The following is a 21,250-nucleotide window of genomic DNA, read 5'->3' as shown; positions in this document are numbered from 1 at the left end:
TCCGGGCCGGGCGCCTACGCCCGGAAGCGCCGGTCCACCCACCGGAAGGTGAACTCGATCGCGGCGGCGGCCGCCGCCGCGATCGCGACGGCGATCCACGGCATGGTCACGCCCTCCAGCTTGAGCTGGAAGAACTCCTGGAGCCACGGCACGACGAGGACGACGAGGAAGGCCGCGCCCATCGCGCCGACCAGGGCCACCCGCCACCACGTGTAGGGGCGGGCGATGATCGCCAGCACCCACATCGAGGTCAGGAACAGGGCGAGCGTCGCCGCGCTGGTCTCGGCCTTGAGGGAGTCCGGCCCGCTGTAGTGGGCGCGGGCGATCAGGTAGGTCACGAAGGTGGCCACGGCCGCGATGGCGCCGCCGGGGATCGCGTAGCGCATCACCCGCTTCACGAAGTGCGGCTTGGCGCGCTCCTTGTTCGGGGCGAGTGCCAGGAAGAAGGCCGGGATGCCGATGGTGAGGGTGGACAGCAGGGTGAGGTGGCGCGGCAGGAAGGGGTACTCGACCTGCGAGCACACCACCAGGATCGCCAGCAGTACCGAGTAGACCGTCTTGGTGAGGAAGAGGGTGGCGACGCGGGTGATGTTGCCGATGACCCGGCGCCCTTCGGCGACCACCGAGGGGAGGGTGGCGAAGCTGTTGTTCAGCAGCACGATCTGCGCCACGGCCCGGGTGGCCTCGGAGCCGGAGCCCATGCTCACGCCGATGTCGGCGTCCTTGAGGGCGAGCACGTCGTTGACGCCGTCGCCGGTCATGGCGACGGTGTGGCCGTTGGACTGGAGGGCGCCGACCATGTCCCGCTTCTGCTGCGGGGTGACGCGGCCGAAGACGGAGTTCCCGTCGAGGACCTCGGCCATCTCGGCCCGCTCGGCGGGCAGCCGGCGGGCGTCGACGGTGTTCTGCGCGCCGGGCAGGCCCAGCTTGCCGGCGACCGCGCCGACGGAGACGGCGTTGTCGCCGGAGATGACCTTCGCCTTGACGTCCTGGTCCTCGAAGTAGCGCAGGGTGTCGGCGGCGTCGGGGCGCAGCCGCTGCTCCAGGACGACGAGGGCGGTGGGCCGAACCCCGGTGGCGACGGCGGGGTCGTCGAGTTCGAGGGCGGAGCGGGCCAGCAGCAGGACCCGTAGTCCCTGCTCGTTGAGGCCGGTGATCTCGTCGAGCGCGGGGTCCCCGGGGGGCAGGAGCACGTCGGGGGCGCCGAGCAGCCAGGTGTTGTTCTCGCCGTCGCCCTCGCTGAAGCTGGCGCCGCTGTACTTGCGGGCGGAGGAGAAGGGCAGGGACTCGGTGCAGCGCCACTCGGCGCTGTCGGGGTAGGCGTCGATGATGGCCTGGAGGCTGGCGTTGGGGCGGGGGTCGGATTCGCCGAGGGCGCCGAGCACCTTCTTGACGTACGCCGCTTCCGTGCCGCCGAGCGGGCGGAGCTCGGTGACGTCCATGCCGCCTTCGGTGAGGGTGCCGGTCTTGTCGAGGCAGACGACGTCGACGCGGGCGAGGCCCTCGATGGCGGGGAGTTCCTGGACGAGGCACTGTTTGCGGCCGAGCCGGATGACGCCGATGGCGAAGGCGACGGAGGTGAGGAGGACGAGCCCCTCGGGGATCATCGGGACGATGCCGCCGACGGTGCGGGCGATGGAGTCCTTGAGGTTGGAGTCCTTGACGACGAGCTGGCTGATGATCAGGCCGATGGAGGTCGGGATCATCATCCAGGTGACGTACTTGAGGATGGTGGAGATGCCGGAGCGCAGCTCGGAGTGGACGAGGGTGAAGCGGGAGGCCTCTTCGGCGAGCTGGGCGGCGTAGGCCTCGCGGCCGACCTTGGTGGCGGTGAAGGCGCCGCCGCCGGCGACGACGAAGGAGCCGGACATGACCTGGTCGCCGGGCTTCTTCAGGACGGGGTCGGCCTCGCCTGTGAGGAGGGACTCGTCGATCTCCAGTCCGTCTGCCTCGCCGACGACGCCGTCGACGACGACCTTGTCGCCGGGGCCGAGTTCGATGACGTCGTCGAGGACGATCTCGGAGGTGGAGACCTCGGCGGTGGTGCCGTCGCGGCGGACGCTGGGTTTGGCCTCGCCGATGACGGCGAGGCCGTCGAGGGTCTTCTTGGCGCGCAGTTCCTGGATGATGCCGATGCCGGTGTTCGCGATGATCACGAAGCCGAAGAGGCTGTCCTGGATGGGCGCGACGATCAGCATGATCACCCACAGGACGCCGATGATGGCGTTGAAGCGGGTGAAGACGTTGGCCCGGACGATGTCGGCGGTGGAGCGGGAGGAGCGGACGGGGACGTCGTTGACGTCGCCGCGCGCGACGCGTTCGGCGACCTCGGCGGTGCTGAGGCCGGCCGGCTTGAACCGGGGGGCGGGGGGTTTCACCGGGTGCACGGGGTCGAGCTCGGCTCCCGCGTCGATGGCGGCGCCGCCGGCCCGTTCCGGCCCGTCATGGTCGATCCTCGCCCGCTGCGTCATGCTTTCGACGGTAAAGGCGGTTCGAACGCTTCACCCGCCGAGCGGTCGGAAGATCCGACTTCAGGATGACCCGAATCGTCCCCTGGTCGACCCCGCGCCGCCGGCCGGCGGCAGCGCCCGGGCCGCCGGAGGCTACGCGCCGCCGCCCGCCTGCGCGGCCGGTCCGGCCTCCCCGTCCCCGGCGGCCCGGGCGGCCTGTTCCGCCGCGTGGGCCCGGAGGGCGGCGTCGCGGCCGCGGACGTACCAGATGCCGATCAGGCCGAGGCCGCCGCCGGCGGCGCAGGTCCACACCCACCACAGCAGGTCGCGGTCGGCGAACCACCCGTAGAAGGGCAGCTGGACGAGGAACATGGCGAACCAGAGGATCGTGCCGCCGGTGATGGTGGCGACAACCGGGCCCTCCAGGGGCTCGGGCGCCTCGTGCTTCGCAGTCCACTTCGCCATGGAGCCAAGTCTAGGTGGCGCGTTTTGGGGTCTACGCGCGGAGATGGACGCCCCTTCGTTCATGTGTTCATACTGAAACGGTTTGTCTACGACCGGATTCGTTCGTATGAACCGCCCAATAGACCCGTTTGAGGACCGCATGAGCACCTCGGCACCCGCCGCGGCCCCCACCACCGGCCTGGACCGGTACTTCAAGATCTCCGAGCGCGGCTCGACCGTCGCCCGCGAGGTCCGGGGCGGCTTCGCCACCTTCTTCGCGATGGCCTACATCATCGTGCTGAACCCGATCATCCTGGGCAGCGCGAAGGACATGTACGGGCACCAGCTCGACGGCGGCCAGCTCGTCACCGCGACCGTCCTGACGGCCGCCTTCTCCACCCTCCTCATGGGCGTCATCGGCAACGTCCCGATCGCCCTGGCCGCCGGCCTCGGCGTCAACACCGTCGTGGCCCTCCAGCTGGCCCCGCGCATGAGCTGGCCCGACGCCATGGGCATGGTCGTCCTCGCGGGCTTCGTCGTGATGCTGCTGGTCGCCACCGGCCTGCGCGAGCGCGTCATGAACGCCGTCCCGCAGGGCCTGCGCAAGGGCATCGCGATCGGCATCGGCCTGTTCATCATGCTGATCGGCCTGGTCGACTCCGGCTTCGTCACCCGCATCCCCGACGCCGCACACACCACGGTCCCGCTCCAGCTCGGCGGCAACGGCCACCTGCACGGCTGGCCCGTCCTGGTCTTCGTCGTCGGCGTGCTGCTCACGCTCGCGCTGCTGATCCGCAAGACGCCCGGCGCGATCCTGATCTCCATCGTCGTCATGACCGTCGTCGCGGTCGCCGTGCAGCTGATCGCCGACCTCCCCGACCTGGCCTGGGGCCTGACCGTGCCGCAGTGGCCGGGCAACCCCGTGGCCGCGCCCGACTTCGGGCTCGTCGGCCAGGTCAGCCTCTTCGGCGGCTTCGGGAAGGTCGGCCTGCTCACGGGCGTCCTCTTCGTCTTCACCGTGCTGCTGTCCTGCTTCTTCGACGCGATGGGCACCATCCTCGGCGTCGGCGACGAGGCCAAGCTGACGAAGCCGGACGGCACCTTCCCCGGCATCAACCGGGTCCTGCTGATCGACGGCCTGGCCGTCGCCTCGGGCGGCGCGACCTCCTCGTCCGCCACCACCTGCTTCGTGGAGTCCACGGCGGGCGTCGGCGAGGGCGCCCGTACGGGCCTGGCCAACGTGGTGACCGGCGCCCTCTTCACCGTCTCGCTCTTCCTGACCCCGCTCGCCACGATGGTCCCCTCGCAGGCCGCCACCCCCGCCCTCGTGGCGGTCGGCTTCCTGATCCTGGCGGGCTCGGTCCGGGACATCGACTGGAGCGACTTCACCATCGCCGTCCCGGCCTTCATGGCCATGGTGATGATGCCCTTCACCTACTCGATCACCAACGGCATCGGCATCGGCTTCATCAGCTTCGCCGTGCTGCGGCTGGCGACGGGCCGGGGCCGCGAGGTCCCGGCCGCCATGTACGCCGTCTCGGCGGTCTTCGTCTTCTACTACGCGATGCCGGCCCTCGGCCTCACGTAAGCCCGTAGAACTTCTCCGTCTCGTCGACGGCGGCCTTGAACCGCTCGTCGAAGTCATCGCGAATGAGCGTCCGGACCACATAGTCCTGGACGCTCATTCCGCGTTTGGCGGCATGGTGCCGGAGCCGTTCCAGCAGCTCCCCGTCTATGCGCATGCTCAGCACATGTGTCCCCATGCCCGAAAGGGTCGGGCCACAGGGTGCGCACGCGTGTCACTTTCCACCGCTCACTCACCCGTACGAGTGAGACGGCGGGGTTCCCCGGGATTCCTCGGGTCCCCCGAAAGCGTTTTTCCTTAGACAGAGTAATGAGTTACTCTAAAGACATGCATGACCTCTCCCATGGCGACGACGCCGCCGCCGTGAACGATCTGCGCTCCGCCGTGATGCGGCTGGGCCGGCGCCTGAAGCACCAGCGCGTCGACGAATCGCTCAGCCCGACCGAGATGTCGGTGCTCGGCACCCTCGCCCGCTGCGGCCACGCCACCCCCGGTGAGCTGGCCCGGCGCGAGCACGTCCAGCCCCCGTCGATGACACGCATCGTCGCGCTGCTGGAAGCCAAGGGACTGGTCACGCTGGAGCCGCACCCCGAAGACCGCCGCCAGAAGGTGGTCCGCCAGACCGAGGAGGCCGAGACGATGCTCGAAGAGAGCCGCCGCAAGCGCAACGCCTTCCTGGCCGGGCTCGCGGCCGAGCTCACCGAGGACGAATGGGCCAAGCTCCGCGCGGCCGCACCCGTCCTGGAGAAGCTCGCCCACCTATAGGAACGACGCCAGGAGGCGAACGCTTTTGAGTACGGGAACCGGAGCAGACTCCGCACCCGGCCATACATCCACCACTACACGCACCGCGAGCAGACAGTCCATGTTCAGCTCGCTGAAGATCCGGAACTACCGGCTCTTCGCCACCGGCCAGGTCGTCTCGAACACGGGCACCTGGATGCAGCGCATCGCGCAGGACTGGCTGGTCCTCTCCCTGACCGGCTCCGCGTCCGCCGTCGGCATCACCATCGCCCTGCAGTTCCTGCCGATGCTGCTCTTCGGGCTCTACGGAGGCGTACTCGCCGACCGGCTGCCCAAGCGGCCGCTGCTGATCGCCACCCAGAGCGCGATGGGCCTCACCGGCGTCGCGCTCGCCGCGCTGACCCTGGCCGGAAACGTCCAGGTCTGGCACGTCTACCTCGCCGCCTTCCTGATCGGCCTGGTCACCGTCGTGGACAACCCGGCCCGGCAGACGTTCGTCTCCGAGATGGTAGGCCCCGCGCAGCTCGCCAACGCGGTCAGCCTGAACTCCGCGAACTTCCAGTCCGCGCGGCTGGTCGGCCCGGCGATCGCCGGCGTGCTCATCACCGCCGTCGGCTCCGGCTGGGCCTTCCTGCTGAACGGCCTGTCCTTCGCCGCGCCCATCGCGGGCCTGCTGCTGATGCGCACGCACGAACTGCACCCCGTCACCCCCCAGCCGCGCGCCAAGGGACAGCTGCGGGAAGGACTGCGGTACGTCGCGGGCCGGCCCGAGCTGGTCTGGCCGATCGTGCTGGTCGGCTTCATCGGCACCTTCGGGTTCAACTTCCCGATCTGGCTGTCGGCCTTCACCGACGACGTCTTCCACGGGGACGCGGGCACCTACGGGCTGTTCAACACCCTCATCGCGGCCGGCTCCCTGGCCGGCGCCCTGCTGGCGGCCCGCCGCGGACACTCCCGCCTGCGGCTGCTGGTGACGGCGGCGGTGCTCTTCTCGGTCCTGCTGCTGGTCACCGCGTTCGCGCCGGGCTTCTGGCTCTTCGCGGCGCTGCTGGTGCCGATCGGGATGTTCGGCCTGACCGTGAACGTCGTGGCGAACTCCAGCGTCCAGATGGCCACCGACCCCGAGATGCGGGGGCGGGTGATGGCCCTGTTCATGATGGTCTTCACCGGTGGCACGCCCGTCGGGGCCCCACTGGTCGGCTGGATCACGGACACCTACGGAGCGCGCCTCGGCATGGCCGCGGGCGGCGTGATCTCCCTCGCGGCGGCGGTGGCCGTGGGCCTGGTCCTGTCCCGCGTGGGCAACCTCCGGCTCCGCCTGAACCGCCACGGCATCGTCTTCGTCCCGGCCGCCCGCCGAGAGCTGGCCCCGGCCGCGTAAGCCACCTCCTCAACGCGCCGCTCGCGCGGCTCGGCCCCGGTGGGCCTCCCCGGCTTCGCGCCGCTCGCGCCGGACTCCGTCCGGCGGACGCGGGGCGGGGCGGGGCCGGTGCCCGTGGCCGGGGCCGGCGGGCGTGTGCGGGCGCCTGGCCGCTGCGCGGCGACATCCGGCCCGCGCGGCGTTCGAGCGCACCGGGCGCGCAGCACCCGGAGAACGGGGTCCGGGGCGGAGCCCCGGGGAACGGTGGAAGGGCGGGCAGGGGACGGCCCCGCGCAGCGGCAACCCACCCGCACCCGGGACGGGACGGGTACCGTCGGAGACGTGAGGCTGTTCGCCGCCGTGCTGCCCGGGAGTGACGCCGTCGCCGAGCTGCGGGCCGCCGTCGCGGCGTCGCCGCGGCCCGACGGGCTGCGCTGGACCGCGGAAGCGGGCTGGCACTTCACGCTCGCCTTCATGGGCGAGGTCCCCGACCCCCTCCTCCCCGACCTGTACGCCCGCCTCGCCCGCGCGGCACACCGCAGCGCCCCCTTCCCGCTCCGCCTCCACGGCATCGGCCACTTCGGCGACCGCGCCCTGTGGACCGGCGCCGCCGGCGGCCTCGACGCGCTGCGCCTGCTCGCCGAGCGGGCCGACGCCGCCGCCCGGCGGGCCGGGGTGCCCATGGAGCACCACCGCCGGTACACCCCGCACCTCACCCTCGCCCGCGGCCGCCACGGCACCGACCTGCGGCCCTGCCTCGACGCCCTCGCCGGCTTCGAGGGCACGCCCTGGCAGGTCGACGCCCTCAGCCTGGTCCGCAGCAACCTGCCCGCCGGCGGCGTCCCCGGCGAACAGCCCCGCTACGAGGTCGTCCGGGCCTGGCCCCTCTCCGGCTGACGCCGGGGCCGGCGAGGCCCAGGGTTCGGGGACGGTTCATCCCCTGGTGGCCCGTACTTCGGGGCACGGAATCCGGATTCCGGTGAAACAGAACCAGTAGAGGCGATCCCGGCATGCTCCGGACCACGTACCCGGCAAGCCGCCCGCTGACGCACGCACGCCTCACCCACCGCACCGACGGCCGCCCCGCCACCACCCCGCGGGGCGGCCCGGAGCCCCCCTCCGGCCACCCTCGAAGGAGTCCCCGTGCCGCTCACCGAGCCGACGACCACCCCGACACCGGCACCGCCGGCGACCGCGCGCGTCGCCACCCGCCGCAGGCTGCTGATGTGCCGACCCCGGCACTACGACGTCACGTACTCGATCAACCCCTGGATGCACCCGGAGAACAGCACCGACCCCGCCCTCGCCGTCCGCCAGTGGGAGGGGCTGCGCGACCTGTACCGCGAACTCGGCCATTTCGTCGAGGAGATCGAGCCCGTCGAGGGCCTGCCCGACATGGTGTTCGCCGCGAACGGCGCCACCGTCGTCGACGGCAAGGTCTACGGCGCGCGGTTCCGGCACGCGCAGCGCACCGCCGAGGGACCGGCGTACCTGGGCTGGTTCGAGCGCCGCGGCTACCGCGACGTGCTGTGGCCCGAGTACATCAACGAGGGCGAGGGCGACTTCCTCACCGTCGGCCGCCGGCTGCTCGCCGGGACCGGCTTCCGCACCGACCCGCGTTCGCACGCCGAGGCCCAGGAGTTCTTCGGCCTGCCGGTGACGAGCCTGACCCTCGTCGACCCGGAGTACTACCACCTGGACACGGCCCTGGCCGTGCTCTCCGACGACGAGGTCATGTACTACCCGGCCGCCTTCTCCGAGGGCAGCCGGGCCGTGCTCCGCACGATGTTCCCCCACGCGATCCTCGCCACCGCCGAGGACGCCGCGGTCTTCGGGCTGAACGCCTTCTCCGACGGCCGCCACGTGCTGCTGCCGGAGGCGGCGACCGGCCTGACGGCCCAGCTCAGCGCGCGCGGCTTCGAGCCCGTCGGGGTCGGGCTCTCCGAGCTCCTCAAGGCGGGCGGCAGCGTGAAGTGCTGCACCCTGGAGCTGCGCGACCGCTGAGTCACCACCGACGTAGTTTCCGGAAAGGACAGTTGTGACCTCTGCGACCGCGATCGCGGACAGCTACGCCCGCCTGCTCGACCTCCTGACGGACGCGGGAGCCGACTACCGGCTGCTGCGCCACGCTCCGGAGGGGCGTACCGAACTCGCCAGCCTGATACGCGGCCACAGCCTCGAACAGGCCGCCAAGTGCCTGGTCATCAGGGTCGCGCTGGGACGCAAGCAGCGCCGCTACGTGATCGCCGTGGTGCCGGGCCACCGCCGCGTGGACCTGGAGGCGGTGCGGGCCGAGTACGGCGGCACGAACGCCTCCTTCGCCGTCCGCGAGGTCGCCGAGGAACTGACGGGCTGCGTCAGCGGGTCGATCATGCCGGTGAGCTTCGACCCGGCCGTGGAGGTGGTCGTCGACCCGGCGCTGCTGGAGCAGGAGGAGATCTGGTTCAACGCGGGCCGCCTCGACGTGTCGGTGGCGCTGCGCACCGCCGGCTACCTGGCGCTGGTACGGCCGCGGACGGCCCTGATCAGCGAGGAGCCGGCGCTGGTCTAGACGGAGGCGTCTCCCTCCTGGCGGCGGGTGAGGGTGACGTACAGGTACTCGTCGAGGAGCTTGGCCAGGCTGATGCCCGGCCGGCCCAGGTCGGCGGTCAGTACGTCCTCCTCCAGCCCGCTCGCCGCCAGCGCGGCCCTCGCCCAGGCCCGGCCGGTACGCAGGTGCCGGCCGAAGGCCCGCTCGTCGCGGGCGCCGTGCAGCCGGACGGCGATGGCCTCGTCCCACGGCATCACCGTGCGCGGCCGCACCGCGAACAGGGCCTTGGCGGCGGCCGTCGGCCCGAGGGTGCGGCGGCCCGCCGGGAGGGCGGCCAGTTCCCCGTACGCGGCGGCGAGCGCGCCGATCTCCCGGTCGGTGAGGGCCGCTATCGGGGCCCCGGGCAGGGTGTGCCGGGCCCACCAGGTGCCGAGCCCGGCGCCCAGCGGGTCGGGCTCGCCCTCGCGCGGGTAGCGGATGCGGCAGCCCCAGGCGTTGAGCCAGCGGTGCAGGGCCGTGCGGTGCGCGGCCTCGGAGAGGTCGATGCCGGGTGCCGTGGCCGCGAGCAGGTTCTGCCAGCTGCGGTCCGCCCGGTAGCCGGCGAACACCTCGGCGGCGGCCCGCAGCCCGTCGAGTCCGGGCGCGGGCGGCAGGGCGCCGTCCTCCAGGTGCGCGCGGGCCACCTTGGCCGGTACGCACATCCGCCAGGCGTCGGTGACCAGTTCCGCGAGTTCCGCGGTGCCGAGGGCTGCCATGCGGGCGTGCACCCAGTGGTAGCGCATGTCCCCGGCGCCCGGCAGGGAGAACTTCTCGGGCTCGCTGGCGACGAGCGCGGCCCGCTCCTCCTTGGGGAAGGCGAAGCCGAGCTCGGTCTCGTCCCGGGAGAGGGCGAGGTAGACGATCCGGCCGATGCGGAACTTCACCCGGTCGCGGACGAGGTGCTCCTCGGTGCGCGGCAGCGCGAGCGCGAGCCGCCGTACGTCTTCGACGGTGACCATGACGCAAGTCTCGCAGCCCCCGGCGAGGGGCGTGGGCGGGAGCGCGTTAGTCTCGAAGGGTGGACCCGAAGACCAGAAACCGTGTCATGGCCGGTGTGCTCGTGCTGATGTTCGTCGTCGTGGCGGTGGCGGCCGCGGTGGGCCAGTAGCCCCGTACCCCGACCGCTCCGCGTACGCCCGCACCCGCCCGCCCCGTCCGCGCTCGAAGCGCGGGCGGGGCGGCGCGCGTAGGCGGCCCCGGGCCGCCGCCCGGCTACCAGGCGAAGGCCTCCGGCGACGGCCCCGGTCCGGGGAAGATCTCGTCGAGGGAGCCCAGCAGTTCCTCGGAGAGTTCCAGCTCCACCGCGCGCAGGGCGCTCTCCAGTTGCTCGGCGGTGCGGGGGCCGACGATCGGGCCCGTGACGCCGGGGCGGGTCAGCAGCCAGGCCAGGGCGGCTTCGCCGGGCTCCAGGCCGTGCTTGTCGAGGAGGTCCTCGTACGCCTGGATCTGCGCACGTACGGCGGTGTTGGCGAGGGCGTCCGCCGAGCGGCCGGAGGCACGCCGGCCGACGGTGGCCTCCTTCTTGAGGACTCCGCCCAGCAGTCCGCCGTGGAGCGGGGACCAGGGGATGACGCCGAGCCCGTACGCCTCGGCGGCCGGGATGACCTCCATCTCGGCGCGCCGCTCGGAGAGGTTGTAGAGGCACTGCTCGCTGACCAGGCCGACCATGCCGCGCCGGCCGGCCGTCTCGTTGGCCTGGGCGATCTTCCAGCCGGGGAAGTTGGAGGAGCCCGCGTAGAGGATCTTGCCCTGCTGGATCAGGACCTCGATGGCCTGCCAGATCTCCTCGAAGGGGGTCTGCCGGTCGACGTGGTGGAACTGGTAGACGTCGATGTGGTCGGTCCGGAGCCGCTTGAGGCTGTCGTCCACGGCCCGGCGGATGTTCAGGGCGGAGAGGCGGTCGTAGTTGGGCCATGTCTCGCCCTCGCGGGACATGGAACCGTAGACCTTGGTGGCCAGGACCGTCTTCTCGCGGCGGCCGCCGCCCTGCGCGAACCAGGTGCCGATGATCTCCTCGGTACGGCCCTTGTTCTCGCCCCACCCATACACATTGGCCGTGTCGAAGAAGTTGATCCCCGCGTCGAGGGCCGAGTCCATGATCGCGTGGCTCTCCGGCTCGCCCGTCTGGGGGCCGAAGTTCATGGTGCCGAGTACGAGGCGGCTGACTTTGAGACCGGTGCGTCCGAGCTGCGTGTACTTCATGGGCCACTAGCCAACTGCTTGGAGTGCGCTCCAGGCAAGACCCTTTCGCGGGAGGGGACTTACGGGGTCCGCGCGGGACGGTAGGGGCCGCCGACGCCCCAGGCCTGGTGCAGGACGGCCGCGAACTCGCCCGCGAGGCGGTGCTCGCCCGAGGCGTTGGGGTGCGTGCCGTCGTAGGTGTCGCGGTGGATGTCGTACGCGTCCGGGCGGGCGGCCAGCAGGATCGGCGAGGCGTCGGTGGTCAGGTCGGCGACCGCCTTGGCGAGCAGCTCGTTGAAGCGGGCGACCTCCGCCGCGAAGGGGGGTTCGTCCTCGGCGCGGACGTTGGGGATCACCGGGAGGAAGACCATCCGGATCGCCGGGCGGGCCTCGCGGGCGGCCGTGACGAAGGCGCGGACGTTGCCGGCGGTCTGCTCGGCGTTGGTGTAGAAGCCGAGGTCGATCAGGCCGAGGGAGACGAGCAGCACGTCGGCGCGGGCGTCGGCGGCGGCGGGCCCGATGAGGGGGGCCATGTGCTGCCAGCCCTCGCCCCAGCCGGCCAGGTGCCGGCGGGCGTGCCCGGGGAAGTCCGGGGCCGCGTATTCCTGGCCGGCGGGGCCGTCGGCACCGGTGTCGTACAGCGCGGTGCGCGGGCCGACGATCTCGAAGGAGCCGTCGCCCAGGGTGGCGCCGAGGTGCTGCCACATCCGGTAGCGCCAGGTGTAGTCGCCGGCGCGTCCGATGGTCATGGAGTCGCCGACGAACATGAAACGCATCCGGTCATCATCGCGGATCGCGCGACGGGAACCCCTGTGATGCCGGACACGCCCGGCCTGGTGGCAGGCTTGTGGGATGCGCCTGCTGCCCCGGTCGACCGCCGTTCCCGCCGCCCTCGTGCTCGCCCTGCTGCCGGGAGCCGCCCTCGCGGCCGAGACCCCCGCCGCGCCCGGGACCGCGCCCGGGTTCACCATCACCGATCCGCGGATCAAGGAGTCGAGCGGGCTCGCGGCCAGCCGGATCCACCCGGGCGTGTACTGGACGCACAACGACAGCGACGACGGCCCGTACGTGTACGCGGTGGACTCGGCGACGGGCAGGACGGTGGCGCGGGTCACGCTGACCGGGACCGGGACCCCGCGCGACGTGGAGGCGATCTCGCTCGGCCCGGACGGGCAGCTGTACGTCGGGGACATCGGCGACAACAAGGACGGCACCTGGGACCACGTGTGGATCTACCGCTTCCAGGAGCCGAAGGAGCTCGGCGACCGGACCGTCGCGGCCGAGCAGTTCACGGTCGCGTACGCGGACGGGCCGCGCAACGCCGAGGCGCTGATGGTGCATCCGGTGACGGGCCGGGTGTACATCGCGAGCAAGAACGAGCAGGGCGGCGGCCTGTACGAGGGCCCCGAGCGGCTGTCGGCGGACGGGCGCAACGTGTTCCGGCGGGTCGCGGAAGTGCCGTGGGTGACGGACGGGGCGTTCTCGCCGGACGGGAGCCGGCTGACGCTGCGCGGGTACTTCACGGCCCGTACGTACGGCTGGAAGGACGGCCGCCCGGAGGGCGCCGGCGAGCGGGTGGACGCGCCGTGGCAGGGGCAGGCGGAGTCGGCGACGTACACGCCGGACGGCAGGACGCTGATGTTCGGGGCGGAGGGCGCGAACAGCAAGGTGGTGGCCGTACCGGTGGCCCCGGCGGCGGGACCGTCCGACCCGGGCCGCACGGGCTCCCCGCAGCAGCCGGGCGGCGGCCCGACGGGCTCCTCCGGGGCGCAGGGGGCGCCCGCCGGGCAGGACTCCGGCAGCTTCACCAAGGGGGCGCTGGTCCTCGCGGCCGGCACGGCCCTGGTCCTGGCGGGCAAGCGGCTGTTCCGCCGCCGCCCGAAGGGCTGAGTCACCGGCGGTTCCCGCAAACCTCCTGCGCGCAATGTCAACGATCCCTGCGCGCAGTGCACATGACCTCGAAGGCCCCCCGCCTAAGCTCTGTTTCAGGCCACCGCGCACGGCCGGTCCCGGCCCCCGGCCGGGATCCGCTGCGGGTGAGGGGCCCTTGTCGTTCACGGGGGTGACGACAGGGGCCCGTTCCAGCCGCTCCGAGTGATCCGGCTCACACCCTGTCACAGGTGCGCGCGACCCGGTGTCTTGTGTCCGAACCCCAACGGAGGAGGACACGATGAGCGAGAACAACACCGGCGTGGTCGTGATCGGCGGCGGTTACGCGGGCGTGATGGCGGCCAACCGGCTGACCCGGCGCGGCGACGTGACGGTGACGCTGGTCAACCCGCGCCCCTCGTTCGTGCACCGCATCCGCCTGCACCAGCTGGCCGCCGGCACCGACACGGCCGTCGTCGAGTACGAGGACGTCCTCGCCGAGGGCGTACGCCTGGTCGTCGACACCGTCGACCGCATCGACGCCCCCGCCCGCACCCTCGCCCTCGCCTCCGGCGGCCGCCTCGGCTACGACTACCTCGTCTACGCCGTCGGCAGCACCGGCGCCGGCCCGCGCGTACCCGGTGCCGCCGAACACGCCCACCCCATCGCCACCCTGGAAGACGCCCAGCGCCTGCGCCCCGTCCTGGACGCCGCGCCCGGCCGGGCCCCGGTGACGGTGGTCGGCGCCGGACCGACCGGCATCGAGACCGCCGCCGAACTCGCCGGAGCCGGCCGCCCCGTCACCCTCGTCTGCGGCGGCCCCCTCGGCCCCTACCTCCACACCCGCGGACGCCGCTCGGTCGCCCGCCGCCTCGCCCGCCTGGGCGTCACCGTCATCGACGGCCCCGGCAGCACCGTCACCCACGTCACCGCCACCGCCGTCCGCCTGGCCGACGGCCGCGAACTGCCCAGCCACGTCACCGTCTGGAGCGCCGGCTTCGCCGTCCCCGACCTCGCCGCCCGCAGCGGCCTGGCCACCGACACCGCCGGCCGCATCCTCACCGACGAGACCCTCACCAGCGTCGACGACGACCGCATCGTCGCCGCCGGGGACTCGGCCGCCCCGTCGGGCCTGCCGCTGCGGATGAGCTGCCAGGCCGCGATGCCCATGGGCGCCCGGGCCGCCGACACCGTCCTGAGCCGCCTCGCCGGCGAGCGCCCCGAAACCCTCAACCAGCCCTTCGGCGCCCAGTGCATCAGCCTCGGCCGGAACGACGGCATCTTCCAGTTCGCCAAGGCCGACCACGCGATCTGGTTCCACGTCGACGGCAAGCCCGGCGCCAAGCTGAAGGAGACCGTCTGCACGGTCGTCGTCAAGCACCTCGCCGACGAGGCCCGCAAGCCCGGCGGCTACCGTCTCCACCGCGGCTCGGGCGCCGCCACCCGCCAGAAGAAGCTCCAGGCCGTACAGGGTTCGACGGCCGCGTGACGAACGGACGGACCACATGAACGACGACGTCGACGGCCGCACCACCGACGCGGCGACCGAGGCCTTCGTCGCCCACCGCAACCTGCTCTTCACCGTCGCCTACGAGATGCTCGGCTCGGCCTCCGACGCCGAGGACGTCCTCCAGGAGACATGGCTGCGCTGGGTGAAGGTCGACCTCGGCCAGGTCGAGGACCAGCGCGCCTACCTGGTCCGCGTCACGACCCGTCAGTCACTCAACCGGCTGCGGGCCATGAGCCGCCGCAAGGAGTCCTACGTCGGCCAGTGGCTGCCCGAACCGCTGCTCACCGCACCGGACGTGGCCCAGGACGTGGAGCTCGCCGAGAGCGTGTCCATGGCGATGATGCTCGTACTGGAGACCCTGTCGCCGACCGAACGCGCCGTGTTCGTCCTGCGCGAGGCCTTCGACGTCGGCTACGACGAGATAGCCGCGGCCGTCGACAAGACCCCCGCCGCCGTACGCCAGATCGCACACCGCGCCCGCCGTCACGTCGACGCCCGCCGCCCCCGGCAGGCCGTCTCCGCGAGCCAGACCCGGGCCGCCATGGAGTCCTTCCAGCGCGCGCTCGACAGCGGGGACCTCCAGGGGCTCCTCGACGTACTCGCCCCCGACGTCGTCCTCGTCGGCGACGGCGGCGGCTTCAAGCAGGCCGCGCTGCGCCCCGTCACGGGCGCCGGCAAGGTGGGCCGCTTCATCATCGGCGGCGTCGGCAAGAAGGCGGGCCGGATCACCGTCACCCCCACCCTGGTCAACGGCAGTCCGGCGCTCCTCGCCCACCTCGACGGCGAACTCGACGGCGTCATGGCCTTCCACGTCGAGGACGGCCGCATCGCCGGCATCTACTTCGTCCGCAACCCCGAGAAGCTGGGCGCCGTCGGGGCCGAGACCCCGATCACCCTGCGGTGAACCGACACCGGCTCGGTGCCCTCGGCGGCCCGCCCCTCACCCCCTCGGGCTACGAGTGCCCGAGGTCGGCGGACGGGAGGTCCGCCGAGGGCACCGAGCCGGTGTCGGGGGCCGGACGCAGCGGGAACTCGTCCGTCGCCATCGAGTCCAGCACCGGCGGCGCGGGCCGCGGCGGCTTCGGCATGACGGCGGCCTCCGAGTGGCCGCCGCAGCCGTACGACAGGGAGACGAGCCGGCCGTCCGCCGGACCGAACTCGTTCGCGCAGATGCCGAAGGCCTGCCCCAGCGAGCCGCCGATCGCCACCAGGAAGCCGCACGAGACGCACGACGCGGGCGCGGCCTGCGCCATCGGCGTCTTCGCCCCGAAGGACTCGTCCCAGCGGTCGGCCGCCGTGTGCAGCCCGTACCGCGACAGGACGCGGGCGCGGCGCATGCCGAGCTCCTCCGCCACGGCACTGATGGAGCCGCGCGCCGGGACGACCACCCGGTCGGTGACGTCGGCGTCCTCGGCCTCGACCAGTTCGGCCATCTCGGTGGAGACGACCGAGTTCGGCGGCGGCGCGTCCTCCCCCGACCAGCCCGGCTCCAGCCGCAGGTCGTCGGCGTCCGTCGGCAGCAGGTCGCCGGGGCCCATGTCGCCCGGGCGCAGCCGCTCGCTCCACGGCACCCATTCGGGGGCGAGGAGCGCGTCGTCGCCGGGAAGGAGCACCGTTTCGTCGAGGGTGACGTTCTTCGCGCGGGAGGCGCGGGTCACGGTGACGGCCCAGCGCCAGCCGCGGTAGCCCGGCTCCTTGCACTCGAAGAAGTGGGTGACGACCCGGTCGCCCTCCGCTACGGCGGACACGTGCTCGCCCACCACACCGGGGTAGGCGGCCTCCTCGGCCGCCGCACGGGCGAGCTCCACCGCCTCGGCGCAGAGGCGGTCCGGGGCGGGCGTACGCGGGGTACGCGGGGTACGGCTTCGCGTCGTCGCAGCACTCACAGGTCTCGTTCTCTCCTACGCCGTCTCACGAGTGCGCCGTCCGTACTGTCGTTCACAACGACCCGTCGGTCTCGTCCGTACGTAGCGCGGGCGGAGCGGACCAGAGGGCCGCGTCGACGTCCGCGCCCCGATCGGCCTCGGGCGCACCCCACTGTGATCCATTCTGCGGTATCACGAAGAGGCGCGCGGCCAAGTGCAACCGCCGGTGGCGCGCTACGCACGCTACCTCCTCCGAAGCCTTCGGCCCACATGCGAGGTCCGATTCGCGGACAACGCACGAGCGCGGAAGCGCCCCGGAAAGCCGCGCGGGCCCCCGGGACTGCCTCCCGGAACCGCGCCCGGGACGCGCCGGGAGGGGTCCCGGACGGCCTCGTGGGGCACTATGGCCACGTGGCACCCGCACGGTCGTCCGCAGACGGCTCGGGACCGGCCAGGCGGGCCGGCCGGGCTGTCGGGCGTGCCCTGCACCTCCCCATCACCGGCACGGCACGCGGTATCCGGCGGGCCACGCACGCCCACGGAGCCGGCGAGTCGGGGCTGGGCCGTCTGATCGAACTGCACGCGATCAACGGCGCCGGAGACGTCATGATCACCGTCGCGCTCGCCTCGACGGTGTTCTTCTCGGTACCCACCGACGAGGCACGCGGACGGGTGGCCCTCTACCTGGCGATCACCATGGCGCCCTTCACCCTGCTGGCCCCGGTGATCGGCCCCCTGCTGGACCGGCTCCCGCACGGCCGGCGGGCGGCGATGGCGGGCGCGATGCTGACGCGGGCGCTGCTGGCGGTGATGATGTCCGGCGCGGTCGCCACGGGGGGCCTGGAGCTGTACCCGGCGGCGCTGGGCGTACTGGTGGCCTCGAAGGCGTACGGAGTCGTACGCAGCGCGGTGGTCCCGCGGCTCCTCCCGCCGAAGTTCTCACTCGTCAAGGCGAACTCCCGGGTCACGCTCGCGGGCCTCCTCGCCACGGGCGCGGCGGCGCCGGTGGCCGCCGGACTGCACGCGATCGGACCGCCCTGGCCGCTGTACGGGGCCTGCGCGATCTTCGGGTGGGGCACCTTCGCGGCGTTCCAGCTGCCGCACAAGGTGGACGACGCCAAGGGCGAGCGCCGCGCCCGGCTCTCCACCCACGAAGCCCACTCCAAGCGCCCCGGGCTGCGCACGGTCAGCCGCCCCGTGCTGTGCGGGCTGCTGGCGAACGCCTCGATGCGCGGGCTGTCCGGGTTCCTGATCTTCTTCCTGGCGTTCCTGCTGCGCGAGCACCCGCTCGCCGGGCAGAGCGCGGCGGTCTCGCTGGGCATCGTCGGCGTCGCGGCGGGCATCGGCAACGCCTGCGGGACGGCGGTCGGCGCGTGGCTGCGGGCCCGCGCCCCGGAGGCGATCATCGCGGCGGTCCTGTCCGCCACCCTGGGCGTGGCGATCCTCTCGGCCGTCCTCTTCAGCGGCCTGTTCATGGCCGTCCTGGCCGCCACGGCCGGCTTCTGCCAGGCGCTGGCGAAGCTCTCGCTCGACGCGATGATCCAGCGCGACGTCCCGGAAGCCGTCCGCACCTCGGCCTTCGCCCGCTCGGAGACCCTGCTCCAGGTGGCGTGGGTGCTGGGCGGCGCGATCGGCATCGCCCTCCCGCTGAACGGCGTCCTGGGCATGTCGGTGGCCGCGGCCGTGGTGGCCCTGGGCACCCTCATGGCGGTACGCGGCCTCCTCACCTCCCCCCGCCCCCACCACCCGACGTCCCCCCGCCCCCGGGTGGCGTAACCGGGCGTTCCCGCCCCGGCCGGCACGTCCGGCGCCGCCGGCCCTTGAGGCGCCGGGGTCCGGGGGCGGAGCCCCCGGCAGCGGGGTCCGGGGCGCAGCTCCGGGGAACGGGCGAAGGGCGGGGCGGGGAGCAGCCCGCGCAGCGGCACCCCGACCCCGCCCACCCGAACCCGCGGCGCAGCCAGGCGGCGGCCCCCACCCCCTCCGCCACGCCCGGCCAGGGCACCGGCACCCCCGTGCGGCGGCGCAGCCCACCGGCCCGATAGCCTTCGGCTCATGACCGCACCGCTTTTCCCGGGTAGGGCCCGCCGCAGCGTCGCGGCCCTCGGAGCCGTGTCCGCCGGCCTCCTCCTCCTGTCCGCCTGTGGCGGCGACAAGCCGACGCCGCTCGCGACGGTGACCGTCGGCAGCTCGTCGGTGTCCGCCGAGTCCGAGGGCGACTGCAGCGCCCACGGCCAGGACCTCACCATGGACAAGGTCCAGAGCTGCCTCACGGACCCCAAGAACGCCAAGACCGTCGAGTACGGCCGCGGCGACACCCTGCGCCTGGGCGTCGAGCCCGAGATCGTCGAGGACGGCAAGAAGTGGCAGGCGGTCCTCGACGGCCAGCCGATCACCGAGCCCTCCGCGAACACCTACCGCAGCTTCCAGGGCGCCGACGTCTTCGCGACCGGCGGCCAGGGCGAGGCTCCCCAGTCGAAGCTGCTGGGCTTCGTCCAGGTCGGCGAGGACGGCAAGCCCCTCTCCGTCTGGACCTTCAAGCTCCAGCTGAAGAAGCAGTAGCGGCAGGCCCGGCGGCGTGCGTGCGCTGATCGTGACCGCGGTGGCCGCGGAGGCCGACTCCGTGGCCGCCGGTCTCACCCCTCATCCGGACCCGGTCACGCCCGAACCGCGCACGCTCCCCGGTGGTTACCTCATCACCCGCCGGGACCTGCCCGGCCTCGCCGCCGACGTACTCGTCGGCGGTGTCGGCCCGGCCGCCGCCGCGGCCGCCACGGCCACCGCGCTCGCGCTGGCCGACTACTCCCTCGTGATCTCCGCCGGCATCGGCGGCGGGTTCGTGCCCGCCGCCCCGCTCGGCTCGCTGGTGGTCGCCGACGCGCTCGTCGCCGCCGACCTGGGGGCCGAGACCCCCGAGGGATTCCTGCCGGTGCAGGAGCTCGGCTTCGGCCGCAGCGTGCACCTGCCGCCCGCCGAACTCGCCGCCCGCGCCGCCGAGGCCACCGGCGCGCTGCTCGCGCCCGTCCTGACCGTGTCCACCGTCACCGGCAGCGCCTCCCGCGCCGCCGAGCTCGCCGCCCGGCACCCGCTGGCCGGGGCCGAGGCGATGGAGGGCTTCGGGGTGGCGGAGGCCGCCGCCGCGCACGGACTGCCCGTACTGGAGGTCCGCGCCGTGTCCAACGCCGTCGGGCCGCGCGACCGGGCCGCCTGGCGGATCGGGGAGGCGCTGGGCGCCCTCACCGCCGGATTCCGCGCGCTGGGACCCGTACTCGTCAACTGGGGAGAACGCCATGAGCACCGCTGAACCGCTCGCCATCGCCTACTCGCCCTGCCCCAACGACACGTTCGTCTTCGACGCCTGGGCGCACGGACGCGTCCCGGGGGCGCCCGCCCTCGACGTGACCTTCGCCGACATCGACGTCACCAACGGCATGGCCGAGCGCGGCGAACTCGACGTGCTGAAGGTGTCGTACGCCGTACTGCCGTGGGTGCTGGAGGAGTACGCGCTGCTGCCCTGCGGCGGGGCGCTGGGGCGCGGCTGCGGGCCGCTCGTGCTGACGCGCGAGCCCGGCGTGGACCTGTCCGCCGGCACGGTCGCGGTGCCGAGCGAACGCTCCACCGCCTACCTGCTGTTCCGGCTGTGGGCGGCGGACGTGCTGCCGGACGGGGTCGGCAAGGTCGTCGTCCTCCCGTTCAACGAGATCATGCCGGCCGTGCGCGACGGGCGGGTGGACGCGGGACTGGTCATCCACGAGGCCCGGTTCACGTACCAGGACTACGGGCTGCACCGCCTGGCCGACATGGGCGAGCACTGGGAGTCCACCACCGGGCTGCCCATCCCGCTCGGCGCGATCATCGCCAAGCGCTCGCTGGGCGCGGAGAAGCTGCGCGCGCTGGCCGAGTCGGCCCGTGCGTCGGTGCGGATGGCGTGGGACGACCCGGAGGCCTCCCGGCCGTACGTACGCGCCCACGCGCAGGAGCTGGATCCGGCGGTCGCCGACCAGCACATCGGGCTGTACGTCAACGAGTTCACCGCCGACCTCGGCGACGCCGGGTACGCGGCCGTCCGCGGACTGCTGACCCGGGCCGCCGCCGAGGGCCTCGTCCCGCCCGTCCCGGCGGACGCGCTGTGCTTCCCGTGACGCGGCACGCGTGACGTGCCGGTGCCCCGCCGCTCCGAGGAGCGGCGGGGCACCGGTGCGCTGCTTGCGCCTTCTCAGACGTCGAGCTGGTCGGCCACCGCGCGCAGCAGGCCGGCGATCTTCGTGCCGTGCGACTTGTCGGGGTAGCGGCCGCGCTCCAACATCGGGGTGATGTTCTCCAGCAGCGTCGTCAGGTCCTGCACGATCGAGGCGAGCTCGTCGGGCTTGCGGCGCTGGGCGGCCGCGACCGAGGGCGCCGGATCCAGCACCGTCACCGAAAGTGCCTGGTCACCGCGCTGTCCCGCGACGACTCCGAATTCCACCCGCTGCCCGGGCTTCAGGGCCTCGACCCCGGCCGGGAGCACCGACGAGTGCACGAAGACGTCGCCGCCGTCGTCACGGGAGAGAAAGCCGAAGCCCTTCTCGCTGTTGAACCACTTGACCTTGCCGGTAGGCACGTCCGTCCTCTGTCCTTGTGCTCGTCGGGTCCGGGTGACCGTGGTGAACGGCTCCGGATAGCAGTACAGCGGGTCC

General features: G+C 73.0%; 21 protein-coding genes. 13 read left to right on the top strand and 8 right to left on the bottom strand.

From position 1 onward, the window contains the following. Positions 1-14: 14 nt before the first annotated feature. Both ACZ7IF_RS21745 and ACZ7IF_RS21740 read right to left on the bottom strand, forming a co-directional pair. Complete coding sequence (locus tag ACZ7IF_RS21745; protein WP_470973602.1) at positions 15-2,471, bottom strand: HAD-IC family P-type ATPase; 2,457 nt, start codon at positions 2,469-2,471, stop codon at positions 15-17. 132 nt (positions 2,472-2,603) lie between these two features. Continuing rightward, positions 2,604-2,915 carry a DUF2530 domain-containing protein gene (locus ACZ7IF_RS21740; RefSeq protein WP_470973601.1) on the bottom strand — a complete coding sequence of 104 codons (312 nt, stop codon included), beginning with the start codon at positions 2,913-2,915 and terminating at the stop codon, positions 2,604-2,606. Between the two features lie 139 nt (positions 2,916-3,054). Here ACZ7IF_RS21740 and ACZ7IF_RS21735 point away from each other — a divergent pair, with 139 nt between their 5' ends. After that, on the top strand, positions 3,055-4,482 hold the full coding sequence (locus ACZ7IF_RS21735; RefSeq protein ID WP_470973598.1) for an NCS2 family permease: 1,428 nt from the start codon (positions 3,055-3,057) through the stop codon (positions 4,480-4,482). Here ACZ7IF_RS21735 and ACZ7IF_RS21730 read toward each other — a convergent pair. Beyond that, a complete protein-coding gene (locus ACZ7IF_RS21730; RefSeq protein WP_007265601.1) occupies positions 4,475-4,657 on the bottom strand; it encodes a hypothetical protein in 183 nt (60 codons plus the stop codon). The genes ACZ7IF_RS21735 and ACZ7IF_RS21730 overlap by 8 nt on opposite strands. 149 nt (positions 4,658-4,806) lie before the next feature. Here ACZ7IF_RS21730 and ACZ7IF_RS21725 point away from each other — a divergent pair, with 149 nt between their 5' ends. The 5 genes from ACZ7IF_RS21725 (at position 4,807) to ACZ7IF_RS21705 (ending at position 9,134) form a co-directional block, all read left to right on the top strand. After that, positions 4,807-5,244, top strand: a complete 438-nt coding sequence (locus ACZ7IF_RS21725; protein WP_125603236.1) for a MarR family winged helix-turn-helix transcriptional regulator — start codon at positions 4,807-4,809, stop codon at positions 5,242-5,244. 25 nt (positions 5,245-5,269) lie between these two features. Beyond that, positions 5,270-6,604, top strand: a complete 1,335-nt coding sequence (locus ACZ7IF_RS21720; protein ID WP_470973597.1) for an MFS transporter — start codon at positions 5,270-5,272, stop codon at positions 6,602-6,604. A 321-nt stretch (positions 6,605-6,925) separates the two neighbouring features. Then, positions 6,926-7,480 (top strand): RNA 2',3'-cyclic phosphodiesterase, encoded by a 555-nt coding sequence (thpR, locus tag ACZ7IF_RS21715; RefSeq protein ID WP_470973596.1) that lies wholly within the window; start codon positions 6,926-6,928, stop codon positions 7,478-7,480. 246 nt (positions 7,481-7,726) lie between these two features. Beyond that, positions 7,727-8,587 carry a dimethylargininase gene (ddaH, locus tag ACZ7IF_RS21710; protein ID WP_470973594.1) on the top strand — a complete coding sequence of 287 codons (861 nt, stop codon included), beginning with the start codon at positions 7,727-7,729 and terminating at the stop codon, positions 8,585-8,587. Positions 8,588-8,621: 34 nt separating this feature from the next. Next, positions 8,622-9,134, top strand: coding sequence for a YbaK/EbsC family protein (locus tag ACZ7IF_RS21705; protein WP_470973592.1), 513 nt, complete (start codon positions 8,622-8,624; stop codon positions 9,132-9,134). Here the strand turns inward: ACZ7IF_RS21705 and ACZ7IF_RS21700 are convergent. The 3 genes from ACZ7IF_RS21700 to ACZ7IF_RS21690 form a co-directional block, all read right to left on the bottom strand. Then, positions 9,131-10,111 carry an MmcQ/YjbR family DNA-binding protein gene (locus tag ACZ7IF_RS21700; RefSeq protein WP_470973590.1) on the bottom strand — a complete coding sequence of 327 codons (981 nt, stop codon included), beginning with the start codon at positions 10,109-10,111 and terminating at the stop codon, positions 9,131-9,133. The genes ACZ7IF_RS21705 and ACZ7IF_RS21700 overlap by 4 nt on opposite strands. Before the next feature lie 253 nt (positions 10,112-10,364). Continuing rightward, positions 10,365-11,354 (bottom strand): aldo/keto reductase, encoded by a 990-nt coding sequence (locus ACZ7IF_RS21695; protein WP_470973589.1) that lies wholly within the window; start codon positions 11,352-11,354, stop codon positions 10,365-10,367. A gap of 59 nt (positions 11,355-11,413) precedes the next feature. Then, positions 11,414-12,109 carry a GDSL-type esterase/lipase family protein gene (locus ACZ7IF_RS21690; protein ID WP_470973587.1) on the bottom strand — a complete coding sequence of 232 codons (696 nt, stop codon included), beginning with the start codon at positions 12,107-12,109 and terminating at the stop codon, positions 11,414-11,416. A 76-nt stretch (positions 12,110-12,185) separates the two neighbouring features. Here ACZ7IF_RS21690 and ACZ7IF_RS21685 point away from each other — a divergent pair, with 76 nt between their 5' ends. From ACZ7IF_RS21685 to ACZ7IF_RS21675, 3 genes are all read left to right on the top strand, one after another. Then, positions 12,186-13,223 carry a TolB-like translocation protein gene (locus ACZ7IF_RS21685; RefSeq protein ID WP_470973586.1) on the top strand — a complete coding sequence of 346 codons (1,038 nt, stop codon included), beginning with the start codon at positions 12,186-12,188 and terminating at the stop codon, positions 13,221-13,223. Positions 13,224-13,503: 280 nt separating this feature from the next. Next, positions 13,504-14,691 (top strand): NAD(P)/FAD-dependent oxidoreductase, encoded by a 1,188-nt coding sequence (locus ACZ7IF_RS21680; protein WP_470973584.1) that lies wholly within the window; start codon positions 13,504-13,506, stop codon positions 14,689-14,691. A gap of 16 nt (positions 14,692-14,707) precedes the next feature. Next, the gene (locus ACZ7IF_RS21675) at positions 14,708-15,616 is read left to right on the top strand and encodes an RNA polymerase sigma-70 factor (RefSeq protein WP_470973582.1); all 909 of its coding nucleotides are present in this window, start codon (positions 14,708-14,710) and stop codon (positions 15,614-15,616) included. 49 nt (positions 15,617-15,665) lie between these two features. Here ACZ7IF_RS21675 and ACZ7IF_RS21670 read toward each other — a convergent pair whose 3' ends face one another. Beyond that, complete coding sequence (locus tag ACZ7IF_RS21670) at positions 15,666-16,598, bottom strand: DUF3027 domain-containing protein (RefSeq protein ID WP_470973579.1); 933 nt, start codon at positions 16,596-16,598, stop codon at positions 15,666-15,668. A 390-nt stretch (positions 16,599-16,988) separates the two neighbouring features. On the opposite strand from ACZ7IF_RS21670, the gene ACZ7IF_RS21665 reads away from it, so the two are divergent. From ACZ7IF_RS21665 to ACZ7IF_RS21650, 4 genes are all read left to right on the top strand, one after another. Then, complete coding sequence (locus tag ACZ7IF_RS21665; RefSeq protein WP_470973578.1) at positions 16,989-18,353, top strand: MFS transporter; 1,365 nt, start codon at positions 16,989-16,991, stop codon at positions 18,351-18,353. 276 nt (positions 18,354-18,629) lie between these two features. Beyond that, a complete protein-coding gene (locus ACZ7IF_RS21660; RefSeq protein WP_470973576.1) occupies positions 18,630-19,136 on the top strand; it encodes a DUF2771 domain-containing protein in 507 nt (168 codons plus the stop codon). Between the two features lie 16 nt (positions 19,137-19,152). After that, positions 19,153-19,878 carry a futalosine hydrolase gene (locus tag ACZ7IF_RS21655; RefSeq protein ID WP_470973575.1) on the top strand — a complete coding sequence of 242 codons (726 nt, stop codon included), beginning with the start codon at positions 19,153-19,155 and terminating at the stop codon, positions 19,876-19,878. Next, positions 19,865-20,716: a 1,4-dihydroxy-6-naphthoate synthase gene (locus tag ACZ7IF_RS21650; protein ID WP_470973573.1), complete on the top strand. Its 852-nt coding sequence runs from the start codon at positions 19,865-19,867 to the stop codon at positions 20,714-20,716. Before ACZ7IF_RS21655 ends, ACZ7IF_RS21650 begins: the two co-directional genes overlap by 14 nt. A gap of 74 nt (positions 20,717-20,790) precedes the next feature. Here ACZ7IF_RS21650 and ACZ7IF_RS21645 read toward each other — a convergent pair whose 3' ends face one another. Next, positions 20,791-21,174: a cold-shock protein gene (locus ACZ7IF_RS21645; protein ID WP_469116898.1), complete on the bottom strand. Its 384-nt coding sequence runs from the start codon at positions 21,172-21,174 to the stop codon at positions 20,791-20,793. Positions 21,175-21,250 lie beyond the last annotated feature (76 nt).

The sequence above is a fragment of the Streptomyces sp. NPDC037421 genome, assembly GCF_055602105.1.
Note: the sequence above shows the minus strand (reverse complement) of the source record. Positions and strands in the feature narration are given on the sequence as shown.